This is a genomic window from Lysobacter sp. A421 (assembly GCF_054052145.1).
Genome location: NZ_JBSVRL010000001.1, coordinates 948,386 through 965,905 on the forward strand (window position 1 = coordinate 948,386; position 17,520 = coordinate 965,905).

The window sequence follows — 17,520 nt, forward strand, 5'->3', positions numbered from 1 at the left end:
CTGGGTTTCTGGAACCCGTTCAACAACCTTTACCGTTCTACTCGGCGGCCTTGTTCGGCCGTCCTACTCAAACCAATGTTTGCGCGCTTCCATGATCAGTGCCGCGGCCCGGGCCTCGTCCACGTTTTCCAGTTCGGCCAGCTCATCGGTCGCCAGATCGGCCAGATCATCGCGCGTGACCACGCCCTGCGCCGCCAACGCGAACGCCAACTCGTCGTCCATGCCTTCCAGCGACAGCAAGTCTTCGGCCGGATGATGCTCGTCCAGCACTTCCTCGGCCGCCAATGCCTCGTTCAGCAACGCATCGCGGGCGCGGGCGCGGAGCTCCTCGACGATGTTTTCGTCGAAACCCTCCACTGCCAACAACTCCCCGACCGGGACATAGGCGATTTCCTCCACCGTGTTGAACCCCTCGCTGACCAGGATCGCGGCGATTTCCTCGTCGACCTCCAGCCGGCTCTGGAACAACTGCCGCGCGACAGCCTGCTCGGTCTCGGTCTTCTCGGTGACCTGGTCCTGGGTCATCACGTTGAGCTGCCAACCCGCCAGGCGGCTGGCCAGGCGTACGTTCTGGCCGCCCTTGCCGATCGCCTGGGCGAGACGATCCTCGGCTACCGCCAGGTCCATCGAGTGCTTGTCCTCATCAACGATAATGGACTGCACCTCAGCCGGCGCCATGGCGTTGATCACGAACTGTGCCGGGTTGTCCGACCACAGCACGATATCGACCCGCTCGCCGTTGAGCTCGTTGGTCACCGCCTGCACGCGTGAACCGCGCATGCCGATGCACGCGCCGATCGGATCGGTGCGGTTGTCATGGGCGAGTACCGCGATCTTGGCGCGATCGCCTGGATCACGCGCGCAACCCATGATCGACACCAGGCCCTGGCCGACTTCCGGAACCTCCAGCTGGAACAGCTCCATCATGAATTCCGGGGCCGCGCGGCTGATGAACAACTGCGGCCCACGTGGCTCGGGGCGCACGTCATACAGGTAGCCACGAACGCGGTCGCCGGCGCGCAGCACATCACGCGGGATACCCTTGTCCTTGGGAATGATCGCCTCGGCGTTGCCGCCAAGGTCGACATAGATATTGCCGCGCTCGACCCGCTTGACGATGCCGGTCACCAGCTCGCCGACACGATCCTTCCATGCATCGATGACCTGTGCGCGCTCGGCGTCACGCACCCGCTGCACGATGACCTGCTTCGCGGCCTGGGCTGCAATGCGGCCGAAGCCGGGGTTCTCGATCTGCTCGTCGATGTAGTCGCCAACCTCGACCCCTTCGACCTCGTCGATGGCGTCCATCAGGCGCAGCTGGCGGTCAGGCGACTCCATCACCACGTCGTCGGCAACCACCTCCATCCGGCGGAAGGTTTCGTAACTGCCGTCCTCGGGATTGATCTTGACCCGGACCAGCACGTCTTCATCGTGGTAACGCTTCTTCGCCGCAGACGCCAGTGCCGCCTCGATCGCTTCGAGGATCACCGATTCCGGCACGCCCTTTTCATGGGCTACCGCATCAACGACCAGCAACAGTTCCTTGCTCATCTGCTTACTCCGCCGAGGACGGCTTTGCCGCCGGCTTGTTGGTTGGTGTGTTGGTTGGATTCTTGCGCTGTCCCGGTTTGGAGCCGGGCTTGCTGGGCTCGAGTCCCAACGCCGCCCAGTCCGGGACCAGACGAGCCTTGTCGACATTGTCCTGCTGGATCACCAGCGGCGCGCCGTCGACCAGGAAGGTCATGTCGTCGTCGGTGACCTGTGAAATCACACCGGTCAGGCGACGACGACCGTCTTGCGGCAGCCGCAACGTAACCTTCGCAGTTTCACCGATAAAGCGGGTGAAATGCGCGGCGGTGAACAACGGCCGGTCAAGCCCGGGGGAAGACACTTCCAGGGTGTAGTTGCCGCTGATCGGATCTTCCACGTCGAGCTGGGCGGAAACCTCGCGGCTGACGGCCTCACAGTCTTCGATGGAGACCGCTCGTGGCGCACCGTCATCGGTGCCATCGTCACCCGCTTGGGCGTCACCGCTGGCCAGCTCGCTCGCGGGCAAATCGATATACAGCCGGACAACCGCCCCACCCGGGGACGGGAGGTACTCGATGCCCAATAGCTCGACACCCAACGAAGCAACCGTGGGGGCCAGCAATTGAGAGATTTCGGCCGCTTTGTCCGTCACGCGTTCCTACTCCTGCGATTGGCAACTGGCGCGTCGATCCGCGAGTCAATACTGCAAATGCAACAAAGGGCCCATTGGGCCCCTTGTCCGTACCGCTGGATGTCGGTGTGACGCGCGAGCAGAACGCGTCACCAAGCCCGAGCTGTTGGCCAAAAAAGAAAGCCTCTAAACGAGGCTTTCAGCGAACTGCCCAAACACTGCAGTCCCGGCCGAAGCTGGTAGCGGGGGCAGGATTTGAACCTGCGACCTTCGGGTTATGAGCCCGACGAGCTGCCAGACTGCTCCACCCCGCATCAGGCCGCCCATGATAGCGGCGGACTTTGAACTTCGCAAGCCCGATCAGGCTTTTTCTTTGCTCGACACTACTAGCGCCGATCCAACCCGGGGCCCCATTTCATGGCCTCGCCCCGGTTGGGGGAGGCAGAGCTTAACCGACCCACGCACTTGTTGCAAAACTTGTCGCACAAGCGCGTCCCGCAAGTGCGGAAACGCGGCCAAACCCCGGCAATCAGGGCCCGAATGAGCGCTGGCACCACTCCATGATCGGGCTCCAAGCCAGGCCAAGCACCAACAGCGCGACCGCATTGACGCCAAACACGATCCGCAACGGACGGTTCTGCGACGGCGGCGGCATCTCGCCGACCGGCTCATCGAAGTACATCATCTTGACCACGTGCAAGTAGTAGAACGCGCCGATCACCGCAAACACGATGCCGACGATGGCCAGCCAGAACATGTCGCCCTGGATCGCCGCCTGCAACACCGCCAGCTTCGCCCAGAAGCCAATGAAGGGCGGCACGCCGGCCAACGAGAACATCACCAGCAGGACCATCCCGGCCATCCACGGATTGCGGGCATTGAGCCCCTTGTAGTCCGCCAGTTCATCGGCTTCAAAACCACGGCTGGACAGCACCACGATCGCACCGAAGGCCGCCGCGGCCATCAGCGCGTAGCTGATCGCGTAGAACATCGCCGCGGCAAAGCCAATCGCCCCTGCCCCGGCAAAGCCCATCAGCAGGAAGCCGACGTGGGAGACGGTCGAGTAAGCGAGCATGCGCTTGAAATTGCTCTGCATCAGCGCGCCGAGGTTGCCGATCGCCAGCGACAGCACCACCAGCGCGGCCAGCATGATCCGCCAGTGGTCATCTGCCGGTCCAAGCCCCTGCTCCAGCAGGCGGAAGGTCATCCCGAACGCCGCCAGCTTGGGCGCCGAGCCGATGAACAGGGTGATCGGGGTGGGCGCACCGTGGTAGACGTCGGGCAGCCACATGTGGAACGGAGCAGCGCCAAACTTGAAACCGATGCCGACTACCGCGAACACCACGCCGGTCACCAGCATTGTCTGCGACGAGGTGGTCTGCGCGGCAAGCGCGATGGCATCCAGGTCCAGCGTGCCGGTGGCGCCGTAGATCAACGACAGGCCGTACAGCAGCAGGCCCGATGCCAGCGAACCCAGCACGAAGTACTTGATTCCCGCCTCCGAGGCCAGCGGGTTGTCGCGGTCGATCGCCACCAGCGCGTACGAGCACAACGCCAGCATTTCCAGCCCGACGTAGATCATCACCAGGCTGCCGGCGGAGACCAGCAGCATCATGCCCAGCGCTGCAAACAGCATCAGCACCGACATCTCGCCCTTGTAGATGCCGCGATCGCGCATGTAGGGCCACAGATAGACCATCGACAACGCGGTCGCAATGGCGATGCCGACCTTCAGTACATCGGCCATGGTGTCGCGCACGAACATGCCACTGAACACCGTGGCGTGGCCGCCGACGCCGCAGGCGATCAGGCCAGCGGTGACCAGCAACAACACCATCGCCAGGACATGAACCATCACCCGGCGGCGGTCGGACAGGAACAGGTCGAGCATCAGCAGCGCGAAAGCGCCGCCGACCAGCACCAGTTCCGGCAACAACGGCATCAATTCGGCGGCGGAGCGTACGTGGATCATTGGCAATCTCTGATAGGTCGGTGCTTATGGCACGAGCGCCCGACTGGGCGTGTCTACAGTTTGGAGGCAGCGATCTGCATCGCCAGGTTGGCGATGGACGGTTCCATCATGTCGGTCAACGGCTTCGGCCATACGCCAATAAACAAGGTTCCGGCCGCGAACACGCCCAGCACGAACAACTCGCGGGCGCCGATGTCCTTCATGGTCTTGACCGGCTCGTTGACCACCGGTCCCCACAGCACGCGCTTGACCAGCCACAGGCTGTAGCCGGCGCTGATGATCAACGTCAGTGCTGCTCCCAGCGCGATCAACGGATTGCTCTGGAAGCTGGCCAGGATGACCATGAACTCGCCCACGAACGCCGACGTCCCGGGCAAGCCGGAGTTGGCCATCGCGAACAGCACATAGAACACCGCAAACATCGGCATCATCACCGCGACGCCGCCGTAATCCTTGATGCTGCGCGTGTGCAGGCGGTCGTACAGCACGCCGATGCAGGTAAACAGGGCCGCCGAGATGAAGCCATGACTGACCATCTGCACCATCGCGCCCTGCAGGCCCAGCCGCGCGGCGTCCATGTCGCCGAAGTCGCGGACAAGTCCGAAGGCAATGAAGGTACCCAGGGTCACGAAGCCCATGTGCGCGACCGACGAGTACGCCACCAGCCGCTTCATGTCCTCCTGGACCAGGGCGACCAGTCCGACATAAATTACCGCGATCAGACTCAAGGCGATCATCAGCCAGGCCCACTCGGCGCCGGCGTCGGGCACGATCGGCAAGGCAAAACGCAGGAAGCCATAGCCACCGATCTTCAACATGATCGCGGCCAGGATCACCGAGCCGGCGGTCGGCGCCTCGACGTGGGCGTCGGGCAGCCAGGTATGGACCGGGAACATCGGGATCTTGATCGCAAACCCGAGCAGGAAACCGAAGAAAATCCAGGTCTGTTCGCCCGCCGACAGCTGCAACTGGACCATGTCGGCGATCTGCCAGCTGCCACCCTTCATGTACAGGTAGATCAGCGCGATCAGCATGAACAGCGAGCCGAGGAACGTGTACAGGAAGAACTTCATCGCGGCGTAGACGCGGCGCGGCCCGCCCCAGACGCCGATGATGATGAACATCGGGATCAGCATGCACTCGAAGAACACGTAGAACAGCATCGAGTCCAGCGCGCTGAACACCCCGATCATCAAGCCTTCCAGGATCAGGAACGATGCGTAGTACTGGCTGACGCGCTTGTCCACGCTCCAGGCATAGACCAGCACCAGCATCGATGTCAGGGCGGTCAATCCGATCAGCGGGACCGAGAATCCGTCAACCCCGAGGTGGTAGCGCACATCAAAAGCCGGGATCCAGGCGTTGTTCTCCACGAATTGCATCGCAGCGGTGCCAGCATCAAACCCGGTGAACAGCAACACGCTCAACGCCAGGGTGACGGTCGCCACCGCGGTGGCAAACCAGCGCGCGGCGTTGGCGCGTTCATTGCCCAATGCGAGGGTCAGCAGGCCGCCGATGATCGGCAACCAGACAATCATGCTCAGCAAAGGCAGCGCGCTGTGTAAAGGCTCTGGGGTCACGTCGCGGTCCTTCTCAGATCAGGTTGCGGATGAGTGCGGCCAGCAACACGATCAAGCCGATAATCATCACAAAAGCGTAGTGGTACAGGAAGCCGGACTGGATCCGGCGGCTCAGGTTGGCGATCAGCTCGACTACGCGAACACTGCCATTGACGGCAACGCCATCGATCAACCGGCTGTCGATCATTCGTGACGCCTTGCCCAACTGGACGCTTCCACCGGCAAGTCCCTTGATCCACAGCGTGTCGAAACCGTATTTGTTTTCCAATACCCGGACCGGCCACGCAAAGACCCTGCGTGCCTTGGCGTGCAGCTCGGGCTTCCACAGATACATCACCGTAGCCAGCGCGAAACCGGCAAACGCGAGCCAGAACGTCGGCGCCATGAACCCGTGCAGCGCGAATGCAACCGGGCCGTGCCAGACCTGGCTGGCAAGCGTTGCCACCACGTCACGCGCCGCCGCCACGTCGATCGAGCCGAGGAAGAATGGAAGCTGCCCGATATCCCCATTCCAATTGGTCCCGAACAACACCGGACCCGCGGTGAAGAATCCGATCACCACCGAAGGAACCGCCAGCGCGATCAGCGGCACGGTCACCGTCCACGGTGACTCGTGTGGTTCGTGGCTGCCGTGCTCCTCGCCATGGTCATCATGCCCGGCCTCGTGCGCCGGAGGCGCATTACGGAACCGCTCCTCGCCATGGAAGGTCAGGTACAGCAGACGGAAGCTGTAGAACGCGGTCACGAATGCGCCCGCAAGCACGGCCCAATAGGCGTACTGGGCAATCCATCCACCATGCTGGCTGGCGTGGTGCGCCGCCTCGATGATGGTGTCCTTGGAGTAGAAGCCGCTGAAGAACGGCGTACCGACCAGCGCCAACGTCCCCAGCAACATGGTCCAGTAGGTGATCGGCATGTACTTCTTCAGCCCGCCCATCCGGCGCATGTCCTGCTGATGGTGCATGCCGATGATCACCGAACCGGCCGCCAGGAACAGCAGCGCCTTGAAGAACGCATGGGTCATCAGGTGGAACACCGCCGCGCTGTAGGCGGACACGCCCAGCGCAACCGTCATGTAGCCCAGCTGCGACAGCGTCGAATAGGCGATGACGCGCTTGATGTCGTTCTGCACGATGCCGATCAGGCCGGTGAAAAACGCGGTCGTCGCGCCCAGGAACAGGACCAGCTGCAACGCGGTATCGGACAACTCGAACAGCGGCGACATCCGGGCCACCATGAAGATGCCCGCGGTGACCATCGTCGCGGCGTGGATCAGCGCCGAGATCGGGGTCGGGCCTTCCATCGAGTCCGGCAGCCACACATGCAACGGAACCTGCGCCGATTTCCCCATCGCGCCGATAAACAGGCAGATGCAGATCACCGTCGCGATCGACCACTCATGGCCGGCGAAGACCGCAATGGACTCCCCTACCAGGCTTGGCGCGTTGGCAAACACGGTCGCGTAATCGAGCGAATCGAAATGCCACGCCACCGCGGCAATACCCAGGATGAAGCCGAAATCACCCACCCGGTTGACCATGAACGCCTTGAGGTTGGCGAACACCGCACTGGGACGCTTGAACCAGAAGCCGATCAGCAGGTATGACACCAGGCCCACCGCTTCCCAGCCAAAAAACAGCTGCAGGAAGTTGTTGCTCATCACCAGCATCAGCATCGAGAAGGTGAACAGGCTGATGTAGCTGAAGAAGCGCTGATAACCGTCGTCGCCGGCCATGTAGCCGATGCTGTAGATATGCACCAGCAGCGATACCGAGGTCACCACCACCAGCATCATCGCGGTCAGCGTGTCGACCATGAAGCCGATGTGTGCCTCGAACCCGCCGACCTTGAACCAGGTGTAGAGGTTCTCGTTGAACGGCGCCGCGCCCTGCCCGACCAGTTGCCACAGCACCCACCCCGACAGCGCACAACTCACCGCCAGCCCGGCAATGGTGACGCTGTGTGCACCGGTGCGACCGATCCTGCGGCCAAAGAAGCCCGCGATGATCGTGCCCAACAGCGGTGCCAGCGCGATGGCCAGCAGCACCCACTTGGAAATGGCGAACTCCATACCCGACATCCGATCAGCCCTTCAACGAGTCAATTTCGGCGACATTGATCGTGCGCCGGTTACGGAACAGCGTGACGAGGATCGCCAGGCCGATGGCGGCCTCTGCCGCGGCCACGGTCAGGATGAAGAACACGAACACCTGGCCAGACGGGTCACCGAGCTCACGTGAGAACCCCACGAAGTTGATGTTGACCGAAAGCAGCATCAGCTCGATGCACATCAGCAACACGATGACGTTCTTGCGGTTGAGGAATATCCCGGCCACGGAGATGCAGAACAGCACGGTTCCCAGAGTGAGGAAGTGGCCCAGCGCCAAGCCTGAAGCGAACATATCCATTACTTGCCCTCCCCGGGATTGCCCGTGCTATCGACGTCATCCAGCGGTCGCGGTTTGACCGCGTCCATCTTGACCACGCGCAGCCGGTCGGCAACCCGCACCCGCACCTGGTCGCCGGGGTTCTGCTTCTTGCCGCCTTCACGGGGCGGGCGCAGCGTCAGCGTTACCGCCGCGATCACCGCCACGGTCAGGATCACCGCCGCGGTTTCGAACGGCAGCAGGAATTCGGTGAACAACGCGTGCGCCAGCCATTCGGTATTGGGCAGGCCGGCGGCGGCCGCGCCATCGACCGGGAACGGCGTGTCCATCAGCGCTTTCGCACCGATCAGTACCAGCATCTCCACCAGCATCACTACCGCAACCAGCAACCCGACCGGCAGATAGCGCACGTACCCCTCGCGCAGCGGGATGATGTCGATGTCCAGCATCATCACCACGAACAGGAACAGCACCATCACCGCGCCGACATAGATCAGCACCAGCGCCACACCGAGGAACTCGGCGTCGCCGATGATCCACACGCAAGCCACCGAGAAGAATGTCAGTACCAGCGACAGCGCGGAATGCACCGGATTGCGGACACTGATGACGGCGGTTGCCGCCGCGATCGCCGCAAGGGAAAAAACAATGAAGGCTATGAAGACAAAATCCATGGGGGCACTCAGCGGAAGGGTGCGTCGGTGGCACGACGTTCTGCGATTTCGGCTTCAAGCCGGTCGCCGATGGCCAACAGCTGCGGTTTGGTGAGGACGTTCTGGCCGCGCTGGTCGAAGTGGTATTCGTGGATATGGGTTTCCACGATCGAATCCACCGGGCAGGACTCCTCGCAGAAGCCGCAATAGATGCATTTGAACAGGTCGATCTCATAGCGCGTGGTGCGGCGGCTGCCGTCTTCGCGCTTCTCCGAATCGATCGTGATCGCCAGTGCCGGGCATACCGCCTCGCACAATTTGCAGGCGATGCAACGCTCCTCGCCGTTGGGATACCGGCGCAGTGCATGGATGCCCCGGAAACGCGGCGACTGCGGCGTCTTTTCCATCGGATACATCAACGTGTACTTGGTCTTGAACGCGTACTTGAGGGTCAATCCCATGCCACGTAACAGCTCGATGAGCAGCAGGCTTTTGAAGAAGGAAACGATGCGAGTCATGGCTCTACCTTATTGCCCCGGCACGAACACGCCGAAATACGCCATCAGCGCGACCACGACGATCCAGAAGATCGCCAGCGGAACGAATACCTTCCAGCCCAGGCGCATGATCTGGTCGTAGCGATAGCGCGGGAACGAGGCGCGGAACCAGATGAAGCAGCTGGCAAAGAAGAACACCTTCGCAAACAGCCACCACCAGCCATCCACCGACAACAGCGGAATGCCCAGACCCTGCAGCGGGCTCAGCCAGCCACCAACGAAGAAGATCGAGACCAGGAAGCTGATCAGGATCATGTTCGCGTATTCGGCCAGAAAGAACAGCGCGAAACCGGCGCCGGAGTATTCGACCAGGTGGCCGCCGGTGATTTCCGACTCGCCCTCGACCATGTCGAACGGCAGCCGGTTGGTCTCGGCCACGCCGGACACGAAATAAATCACGAACAACGGCAGCAACGGCAACCAGAACCACTCGAACAGGCCCGCACTACCGGACTGCGCCATCACGATTTCGGTCAGGTTCAAGCTCCCGGCGGCCACCATCACCCCGACCAGCGCGAAGCCCATTGCGATCTCGTAGGCGACCATCTGCGCCGCGCCGCGCATCGCACCCAACAGCGCGTACTTCGAGTTGGTCGCCCAGCCGGCAAGAATCACGCCGTAGACCCCCATCGAGGTCATCGCCAACAGGTACAGCAGGCCCGCGTTGGCGTTGGACAGCACGACCTGGGCGTCAAACGGGATTACCGCCCACGCCGCCAGCGCCGGAATCAGCGCCAGCATCGGCGCCAACTTGTACAGGAACGGCGAGGCCGCTGACGGCTGCAACAACTCCTTGAACAGCAGCTTGAACACGTCGGCGAACGTCTGCAACAGACCGCCGAAACCGACGTACTTGGGCCCGATACGGACATGCATCCAGCCGATCAGCTTGCGCTCCCAGAGCACATAGAACGCCACCGCAATGATCAGTGGCACCGTGATGGCCAGGATCATCAATACCAGCCAGGCGACGGTCCCTACCGCCCCGAAGGAACTCAGCCAGCCGTGGAACGGAGTGATCAGGTCATTCATCACGCTCACGCTCCCCGTACCTTGGCGCGCCCGGCGCCCATGGGTGCGGTGGCGCCGTAACCGCTTTCAATCCACACCGTGCCGGCCGCGACCTGGTCGCTGACCAGCACAGGCAAGGTGGCCGTGCCCGCATTGGTGTTGAACTTGCCGGTGGCACCGTCTTCCAGTCCCAGTTGCCCGGCGTCGGAAGGATGGATCATCGCTCGCGGACCCACATTAAGCGGATGGGCCTGCAGCGCGGAAGCGCGGCGCACGACCGCATCGCAGCGATAGATCGCCACACTGGTGGCAATCTCCAGACCCTCACCGGAAGCATCGACGGACAGGCCCTGGCCGGCAACCGGCTTGACCTCGCGTTTGACCATGCTCGCGCGCAAGCCAGCCAGATCAGTGAATTCAAAGCCTTGCGCAACCGAGTCCCCGCCAAGTTGACCGCCCAGGGCACGCAACACGCGCCAGCCGGCACGCGCCTGGCCCGGGAGCTTGCCAGCCGCTACCGCCGCTTGTTCACGGCCATCGACGTTGGTCAGGGTGGCGTCGATTTCGGGCAACAGACCGATCGGCAGGATCACGTCGGCGACCGCACGGGTCGACTCGCACGCAAAATGGCTGAACGCGACGACCTGCGCGCTTCCCAACGCCTTCAAGGCGGCGGCGGTATCGGCAAAATCCAGGCCCGGCTCAACCCCGTACAGCAGGTAGGCGGTACGCGGCTCGCGCAGCATGGCGCCGGCGTCGCGTGCGGTCGGCAACACGCCGTGATCGGCCAGCCCGACGGCATTGGCACCCTGCGGAATCCGGCACAGGCGCGCACCGGTCGCTGCCGCAAAATCGGCTGCGGCGGCCCGGATCGCGGAGGCGTACTGGCTGTTCTCGGCCAGCGCGCCAATAAACACCACCGCACGCGAAGCCGCCTTGGCCACATCGCGCAGCCCGGTATCGGCAAGCGCTGCAGCCAGCCTGGACGGTGCCACGATCTGCTTGCCGGCAAGGTCGAAGGTCTGGTCGAAATCAACCGGGTTGACCACGTGGACCTTGGCGCCGTTCTGCCACGCCTTGCGAACCCGTGCGTTCACCAACGGCAGTTCGTGCCGCAGGTTGGCGCCGACGATAACCACCAGGTCGGCCTGTTCGACATCGGCGACCTGCATCTGGAAGACATCGGCGATCGCGGCGTCGGACAGGTCGCGTTGACTGAGGCGGTGATCGATATTGCCCGTCCCGAGCAAGTCGCCAAGACGGGCCAGCAAAGCGCCCTCCTCATTGGTGGTCGCAGGGTGCACCAGCATCCCCAACTGGTCGGCCGCGTTGTCACGCAGGATGGTCGCGGCTTTCGCCAGCGCCTCCTCCCATGTGGCATCACGCCACTGGCCACCGTCCTTGATCATCGGTTCCAGTGCGCGGTCACTCGCGTACAGGCCCTGATGTGAATAGCGATCGCGATCCGACAGCCAGCACTCGTTGACCATGTCGTTGTCGCGCGGCACGCTGCGCATCACCTCGCTACGGCGCACGTGCAGGAACAAGTTGCTGCCCAGCGCGTCGTGGTAACCCAGCGACTCGCGCGCCTGCATCTCCCAGGCGCGGGCGCGGAACTGGAACGGCTTGTTGGTCAACGCACCGACCGGACACACGTCGATGACGTTGCCGGACAACTCGGTGGTCAGCGGCTTGCCATCGTAGGTCCCGATCTGCAGGTCCTCGCCGCGATACATGCCACCCAACTCGTAGGTCCCCGCAATCTCGGCGGTAAATCGGACGCACCGGGTGCAATGGATGCAACGGGTCATCTCGGTCGCCACCAGCGGCCCGATGTCCTCATCGGCGACCACGCGTTTGCGTTCCGCAAAACGACTCACCGAGCGGCCGTAACCGAGCGACAGGTCCTGCAACTCGCATTCGCCACCCTGGTCGCAGATCGGGCAGTCCAGCGGATGGTTGATCAGCAGGAACTCCATCACGTTGCGCTGCGATTTCAACGCCTTCTCGCTGCGGGTGCGGACCTTCATGCCATCCATGACCGGCGTGGCGCAGGCCGGCGCGGGCTTGCCCATCTTCTCCACGTCCACCAGGCACATCCGGCAGTTCGCCGCGATCGACAGTTTGTCGTGGTAGCAGAACCGCGGGATCGGAATGCCGATCTTGTCCGCGGCCTGGATGATCATCGAACCCTTCGGCGCGGTGGTCGCGACGCCATCGATCTCGATCGCGACATGCCCTTCCGGCACTACCGGGGCGACGCTGGTGTTTTCCGCTTCGGCGCTCATGCCACCTTCTCCACGCGCCCGTCGCGCTGGTCATCCACCAGGAAACGCTTGTTCACGATGGCGTACTCGAACTCCGCCCAGTAATGGCGCAGGAACCCCTGCACCGGCCATGCAGCGGCTTCACCGAATGCACAGATGGTGTGCCCCTCGATCTGTCCGGCGGATTCGCGCAGCACCTGGAGATCCTCCACGGTCGCGCGCATGTCGACGACGCGGCTGATCATGCGGTACATCCAGCCGGTGCCTTCGCGACATGGCGTGCATTGACCGCAGCTTTCCTTGTAATAGAACCGCGCGATGCGTTGGCAGGCGCGCACCATGCAGGCGGTCTCGTCCATCACGATCACCGCGCCGGAGCCCAGGCCGGAGCCGGCCTTCTGCAACGCGTCGTAATCCATGGTCACACCCATCATGGTCTCGCCCGGCAGTACCGGCATCGAGGAGCCACCGGGGATCACCGCCTTGATCTTGTGGCCTGGACGAATGCCCCCGGCCATCTCCAGCAACTCGGAGAACGGTGTACCCAGGCGGATCTCGTAGTTGCCCGGTTTGGCGACGTGGCCGGACACCGAGAACACCTTGGCGCCGCCATTGTTCGGCTTGCCCAGGTTGAGGAACCATTCCGGACCGTTGCGGATGATGGTCGGCACCGAGGCGTAGGTCTCGGTGTTGTTGATCGTGGTCGGCTTGCCGTACAGGCCGAAGTTGGCCGGGAATGGCGGCTTGAAGCGCGGCATGCCCTTCTTGCCTTCCAGCGACTCCATCAATGCGGTTTCTTCACCACAGATATAGGCACCCGCACCCAAGGCATTATGGATGTCGATATCGATGCCCGAGCCAAGAATGTCCTTGCCCAGCCAGCCGTTGTCGTAGGCGTCCTTCAGCGCCTGCTCGATACGCTCGAACGGCTCATGGTGGAACTCGCCGCGCAGGTAGTTGTAGGCCACCGTCGAGCCGGTCGCATAGCAGGCGATCGCCATGCCCTCGATCACCGAATGCGGGTTGAAACGCAGGATGTCGCGATCCTTGCAGGTGCCCGGCTCGGATTCATCGGAATTGCACAGGATATATTTCTGGACCTCGTCGCCCTTGGGCATGAAGCTCCACTTCAGGCCGGTCGGAAAGCCCGCGCCGCCGCGTCCCCGCAGACCGGACTGCTTGACCATCTCGACCACGTCGGCCGGCGCGATCTTCTCATCGAGGATCTTCCGCCAGGCGCTGTAACCGCCAGTCTTGAGGTAGTTGTCATACGACCACGGCGTGTCGTAGTGAAGCGTCGTGTAAACGACACTGTGCTCCTGCGGAGCAGGACCGACCGGACCGTAGCCCTTGGAATAATCGTGATGTGCCATGCCGCCTCTCACTCCAGCCCGTCAAGCAGTGCGTCGAGGCGCTCCGCGTCGAGCTTCTCGTGGTAATGGCCGTTGACCAGCATCACCGGTGCGCCACAGCACGCGGCGACGCACTCTTCCTCGCGCTTGAGGAAGACGCGGCCGTCGGCAGTGGATTCGCCCAGTTTGCAGCCCAGCTTCTTCTCTGCGTGGGCAACCAGGTCCTCGGCGCCGTTGAGCCAGCAACTGATGTTGGTGCAGATGGCGACGTTGTTGCGGCCCACCGGCTCCAGGGCAAACATCGAGTAGAAGCTGGCCACTTCGTAGGCATGCACCGGCGGCAGGCCCAGGTACTTGGCCACCGCGCAGATCAGCTCGTCGCTCAGCCAGCCGCGGTTCTGCTCCTGGGTGGCGAACAACCCCTGGATCACGGCCGAACGCTTGCGCTCGGGCGGGAACTTGGCCACCCAGTGATCGATGTGCGCGCGGGTGTCATCCGACAACGCAACCATCGGGTCGACGTTCTTGCACGCCTCGAAATTTCCAGTCGCTTTCATGCTTTCAAATCCTCAGCGATCGCCACGGTCAGCGATCCACCTCGCCGAACACGAGGTCATAGGTACCAATCATCGCCACGGCGTCGGCCAGCATATGGCCCCGGACGACCGTGTCCATTGACGACAGATGCGCGAAACCAGGCGCGCGCAACTTGACCCGGAAAGGCTTGTTGGCGCCATCCGATACCAGGTAGCAGCCAAACTCGCCCTTGGGTGCCTCCACTGCGCAGTAGGTCTCGCCAGCGGGCACGCAGTAACCCTCGGTGAAGAACTTGAAGTGATGGATCAACGCTTCCATCGACTCCTTCATTTCCTCGCGTTCTGGCGGCCGCACCTTGTAGTTGTCGACCATCACCGGGCCGGGATTCACCCGCAGCCATTTGACGCACTGCTGAATGATCCGGGTCGATTGACGCATCTCGGCGATACGGACCAGGTAACGGTCGTAGCAATCACCTTCGGTGCCCAGCGGGATATCAAAATCCATCTCCGCATACTTCGCGTACGGCTGCTTCTTGCGCAGGTCCCAGGCAACACCCGAGCCGCGCAACATCACGCCGGTCATGCCCCAGGCCTTGGCCAGCTCCGGGCTGATCACGCCGATTCCGACCGTGCGCTGCTTCCAGATCCGGTTGTCGGTCAGCAGGGTTTCATACTCGTCCACGCGATGCGGGAAGTCGTTGCAGAACGCTTCCAGGTAATCGAGCATCGAGCCTTCGCGCCAGTCATTGAAGCGCTTGAGCTTGGCGCCCTTGCGCCACGGCGACTCCTTGTAACGCGGCATCTGCCCCGGAAGGTCGCGAAAGACACCGCCGGGGCGGTAGTAGGTCGCATGCATGCGCGCCCCGGACACCGCCTCGTAGCAATCCATCAGCTCCTCGCGCTCGCGGAACGCGTACAGCATCACCGCCATCGCACCCAGATCGAGGGCGTTGGAGCCCAGCCACATCAGGTGGTTCAGCAGCCGGGTGATCTCGTCGAACATGGTGCGGATGTACTGCGCGCGCTCCGGCACCTCGATGTCCAGCAGGGTTTCGATCGCCCGCACATAGGCGTGCTCGTTGCACATCATCGACACGTAGTCGAGCCGGTCCATGTAACCGATGGACTGGTTGAACGGCTTGGACTCGGCGAGCTTCTCGGTACCGCGATGCAGCAAGCCCACATGCGGGTCGACACGCTGCACGACCTCGCCGTCCATTTCCATGATCAGGCGCAGTACACCATGGGCGGCCGGATGCTGCGGGCCGAAGTTCATGGTGTAGTTGCGGATCTCCGGGCTGCCTTTCAACCCGGAAATGGGGCTGGGGTCGAGTCGGGTCTGGTTGACCAGCGGCATCTGGTGGGTGGGCGTGCTCATGGCTTGACCTCGCGACGGGCCGCCGATTCACTGACAGCGGTCTGGTAGCGCGAGTCGTCGCGGATCACCCGCGGCACCAATACCCGCGGCTCGATCGATACCGGTTCGTAGATCACGCGCTTCTTCTCCGCGTCGTAGCGGACCTCGACGTTGCCGATCAGCGGGAAGTCCTTCCGGAACGGGTGACCGATGAAGCCGTAATCGGTAAGGATCCGGCGCAAGTCCGGGTGGCCCTCGAAAATGATGCCGAACAGATCGAACGCCTCACGCTCGAACCAGTTCGCGCCCGCCCAGACCGAGGTCAGCGAGTCCACGACCGGCATCGCGTCGTCCGCGGCAAAGGTGCGCAGGCGGAGCCGTCGGTTGTGCTGGTAGGACAACAGGTGGGCGACCGCGGCAAACCGGCGATCCGGCGCGTCGGCCGCACCGTTGGGCGACTCGCCCCAGACAAAGCGCCCCGGGCCTTTGCCTTCGACGCCGCGCGAGAATCCCTCGAACGTGGCTTCGGTATTCCACTCATCGCTGCCGTAGCTCAGGTAGTCGACGCCGCTGACATCGGTCAACTGCTCGAAACCGAACTCGTCGCGCAACGCCAGCGCCGCCGCCAGCCACTGGGTCGGATCGACATCCAGGGTGATCTCGCCACGCGGCTCCGCCACCGTCACCAGGCCATCGGCGAAACGCTCGCGCAAGCGATCGGCATAGGCTGCAACGGACTCATTCATCCCGCACACCCTGCTTGGCCCCACCAAAGTTGGTGCCACGACGGATCTTCTTCTGCAGTTGCAGGATGCCGTACACCAGCGCCTCGGCCGTTGGCGGGCAACCCGGCACGTAGATGTCCACCGGCACGATACGGTCGCACCCGCGCACGACGGAGTAGGAATAGTGGTAGTAGCCGCCGCCGTTGGCGCAGCTGCCCATCGAGATCACCCACTTGGGGTCGGGCATCTGGTCGTAGACCTTGCGCAGCGCCGGGGCCATCTTGTTGACCAGCGTGCCGGCCACGATCATCACGTCGGACTGGCGCGGTGACGGGCGGAAGATCACGCCGTAACGGTCCAGGTCCAGGCGCGCCGCGCCGGCGTGCATCATTTCCACCGCGCAACAGGCCAGGCCGAACGACACCGGCCACATCGACCCGGTTCGCGCCCAGTTCCACAGCGCATCCAGGTTGGTGGTGACGAAACCCTGCTGCATCAACGGGTTGTCAGCCTCGGGGAGCAGGATGTCATCCAGGCGCCCTACCGGTACCGGATTGTGCATCAGACCCGAGATGGTCTCACTCACTCCCATTCCAGCGCCCCTTTCTTCCAAACATAGATGAAGCTCAACAGCAACATGCTGACAAAGATCGCCATCTCGACCAGGCCGACCAGGCCAAGATCCCGGAATACCGTTGCCCACGGCACGATGAAGATGATCTCCAGGTCGAAGATGATGAACTGGATCGCGATCAGGTAGTAGCGCACGTCGAACTGCATGCGCGCATCTTCGAATGCTTCGAATCCGCATTCATAAGGAGACAGTTTGGCCAGACTCGGGCGCCTGGGGCCGAGCACGTAGCCGGCGACCAACAGCACCACGCCAATACCGGTGGCGACAATAAGGAACAACAGGGTCGGCAGATATTCGCCCAGCACTTCCGTTCTCTCTCGGCTAC

General features: G+C 62.9%; 16 protein-coding genes and 1 tRNA gene. All 17 read right to left on the reverse strand.

Annotated features, from left to right (window positions below; all coding sequences use genetic code 11):
- Positions 1-63: 63 nt before the first annotated feature.
- Positions 64-1,551 (reverse strand): transcription termination factor NusA, encoded by a 1,488-nt coding sequence (nusA, locus tag ACW7G6_RS04260; protein ID WP_456961713.1) that lies wholly within the window; start codon positions 1,549-1,551, stop codon positions 64-66.
- Between the two features lie 4 nt (positions 1,552-1,555).
- Entirely contained in the window at positions 1,556-2,182 is a 627-nt protein-coding gene (locus ACW7G6_RS04265) for a ribosome maturation factor RimP (protein WP_456979609.1), read from the reverse strand.
- 216 nt (positions 2,183-2,398) lie between these two features.
- A tRNA-Met gene (locus ACW7G6_RS04270) sits at positions 2,399-2,475 on the reverse strand.
- Between the two features lie 215 nt (positions 2,476-2,690).
- The gene (gene nuoN, locus ACW7G6_RS04275; protein ID WP_456979610.1) at positions 2,691-4,133 is read right to left on the reverse strand and encodes an NADH-quinone oxidoreductase subunit NuoN; all 1,443 of its coding nucleotides are present in this window, start codon (positions 4,131-4,133) and stop codon (positions 2,691-2,693) included.
- Positions 4,134-4,186: 53 nt separating this feature from the next.
- A complete protein-coding gene (locus ACW7G6_RS04280; RefSeq protein ID WP_456979896.1) occupies positions 4,187-5,686 on the reverse strand; it encodes an NADH-quinone oxidoreductase subunit M in 1,500 nt (499 codons plus the stop codon).
- A gap of 40 nt (positions 5,687-5,726) precedes the next feature.
- On the reverse strand, positions 5,727-7,784 hold the full coding sequence (gene nuoL / locus ACW7G6_RS04285) for an NADH-quinone oxidoreductase subunit L (protein ID WP_456979611.1): 2,058 nt from the start codon (positions 7,782-7,784) through the stop codon (positions 5,727-5,729).
- Positions 7,785-7,797: 13 nt separating this feature from the next.
- Positions 7,798-8,115, reverse strand: coding sequence for an NADH-quinone oxidoreductase subunit NuoK (nuoK, locus tag ACW7G6_RS04290; RefSeq protein ID WP_456979897.1), 318 nt, complete (start codon positions 8,113-8,115; stop codon positions 7,798-7,800).
- A gap of 5 nt (positions 8,116-8,120) precedes the next feature.
- Complete coding sequence (locus ACW7G6_RS04295) at positions 8,121-8,774, reverse strand: NADH-quinone oxidoreductase subunit J (protein ID WP_456979612.1); 654 nt, start codon at positions 8,772-8,774, stop codon at positions 8,121-8,123.
- Between the two features lie 8 nt (positions 8,775-8,782).
- The gene (gene nuoI, locus ACW7G6_RS04300; protein ID WP_456979613.1) at positions 8,783-9,271 is read right to left on the reverse strand and encodes an NADH-quinone oxidoreductase subunit NuoI; all 489 of its coding nucleotides are present in this window, start codon (positions 9,269-9,271) and stop codon (positions 8,783-8,785) included.
- 9 nt (positions 9,272-9,280) lie between these two features.
- Positions 9,281-10,342 (reverse strand): NADH-quinone oxidoreductase subunit NuoH, encoded by a 1,062-nt coding sequence (gene nuoH / locus ACW7G6_RS04305; RefSeq protein ID WP_456979614.1) that lies wholly within the window; start codon positions 10,340-10,342, stop codon positions 9,281-9,283.
- Between the two features lie 5 nt (positions 10,343-10,347).
- On the reverse strand, positions 10,348-12,609 hold the full coding sequence (gene nuoG / locus ACW7G6_RS04310) for an NADH-quinone oxidoreductase subunit NuoG (protein ID WP_456979615.1): 2,262 nt from the start codon (positions 12,607-12,609) through the stop codon (positions 10,348-10,350).
- Positions 12,606-13,961, reverse strand: a complete 1,356-nt coding sequence (gene nuoF / locus ACW7G6_RS04315; RefSeq protein ID WP_456979616.1) for an NADH-quinone oxidoreductase subunit NuoF — start codon at positions 13,959-13,961, stop codon at positions 12,606-12,608. Before nuoF ends, nuoG begins: the two co-directional genes overlap by 4 nt.
- Positions 13,962-13,969: 8 nt before the next feature.
- Entirely contained in the window at positions 13,970-14,497 is a 528-nt protein-coding gene (gene nuoE / locus ACW7G6_RS04320; RefSeq protein ID WP_456979617.1) for an NADH-quinone oxidoreductase subunit NuoE, read from the reverse strand.
- 28 nt (positions 14,498-14,525) lie between these two features.
- Positions 14,526-15,755, reverse strand: coding sequence for an NADH-quinone oxidoreductase subunit D (locus ACW7G6_RS04325; RefSeq protein WP_456979898.1), 1,230 nt, complete (start codon positions 15,753-15,755; stop codon positions 14,526-14,528).
- 98 nt (positions 15,756-15,853) lie between these two features.
- A complete protein-coding gene (locus ACW7G6_RS04330) occupies positions 15,854-16,582 on the reverse strand; it encodes an NADH-quinone oxidoreductase subunit C (protein WP_456979618.1) in 729 nt (242 codons plus the stop codon).
- Entirely contained in the window at positions 16,575-17,153 is a 579-nt protein-coding gene (locus ACW7G6_RS04335) for a NuoB/complex I 20 kDa subunit family protein (RefSeq protein WP_456961724.1), read from the reverse strand. The genes ACW7G6_RS04330 and ACW7G6_RS04335 overlap by 8 nt, the downstream gene beginning before the upstream one ends.
- On the reverse strand, positions 17,144-17,500 hold the full coding sequence (locus ACW7G6_RS04340) for an NADH-quinone oxidoreductase subunit A (protein WP_456961725.1): 357 nt from the start codon (positions 17,498-17,500) through the stop codon (positions 17,144-17,146). The genes ACW7G6_RS04335 and ACW7G6_RS04340 overlap by 10 nt, the downstream gene beginning before the upstream one ends.
- Positions 17,501-17,520: the final 20 nt, after the last annotated feature.

Coding starts and splice junctions, on each gene's coding strand:
- ACW7G6_RS04295 (WP_456979612.1), bottom strand. CDS start 8,774: ATGGATTTTGTCTTCATAGCCTTCATTGTTTTTTCCCTTGCGGCGATC.
- nusA (WP_456961713.1), bottom strand. CDS start 1,551: ATGAGCAAGGAACTGTTGCTGGTCGTTGATGCGGTAGCCCATGAAAAG.
- ACW7G6_RS04325 (WP_456979898.1), bottom strand. CDS start 15,755: ATGAACTTCGGCCCGCAGCATCCGGCCGCCCATGGTGTACTGCGCCTG.
- nuoH (WP_456979614.1), bottom strand. CDS start 10,342: ATGAATGACCTGATCACTCCGTTCCACGGCTGGCTGAGTTCCTTCGGG.
- nuoG (WP_456979615.1), bottom strand. CDS start 12,609: ATGAGCGCCGAAGCGGAAAACACCAGCGTCGCCCCGGTAGTGCCGGAA.
- nuoK (WP_456979897.1), bottom strand. CDS start 8,115: ATGTTCGCTTCAGGCTTGGCGCTGGGCCACTTCCTCACTCTGGGAACC.
- ACW7G6_RS04335 (WP_456961724.1), bottom strand. CDS start 17,153: ATGGGAGTGAGTGAGACCATCTCGGGTCTGATGCACAATCCGGTACCG.
- nuoF (WP_456979616.1), bottom strand. CDS start 13,961: ATGGCACATCACGATTATTCCAAGGGCTACGGTCCGGTCGGTCCTGCT.
- nuoI (WP_456979613.1), bottom strand. CDS start 9,271: ATGACTCGCATCGTTTCCTTCTTCAAAAGCCTGCTGCTCATCGAGCTG.
- nuoE (WP_456979617.1), bottom strand. CDS start 14,497: ATGAAAGCGACTGGAAATTTCGAGGCGTGCAAGAACGTCGACCCGATG.
- nuoL (WP_456979611.1), bottom strand. CDS start 7,784: ATGGAGTTCGCCATTTCCAAGTGGGTGCTGCTGGCCATCGCGCTGGCA.
- nuoN (WP_456979610.1), bottom strand. CDS start 4,133: ATGATCCACGTACGCTCCGCCGCCGAATTGATGCCGTTGTTGCCGGAA.
- ACW7G6_RS04330 (WP_456979618.1), bottom strand. CDS start 16,582: ATGAATGAGTCCGTTGCAGCCTATGCCGATCGCTTGCGCGAGCGTTTC.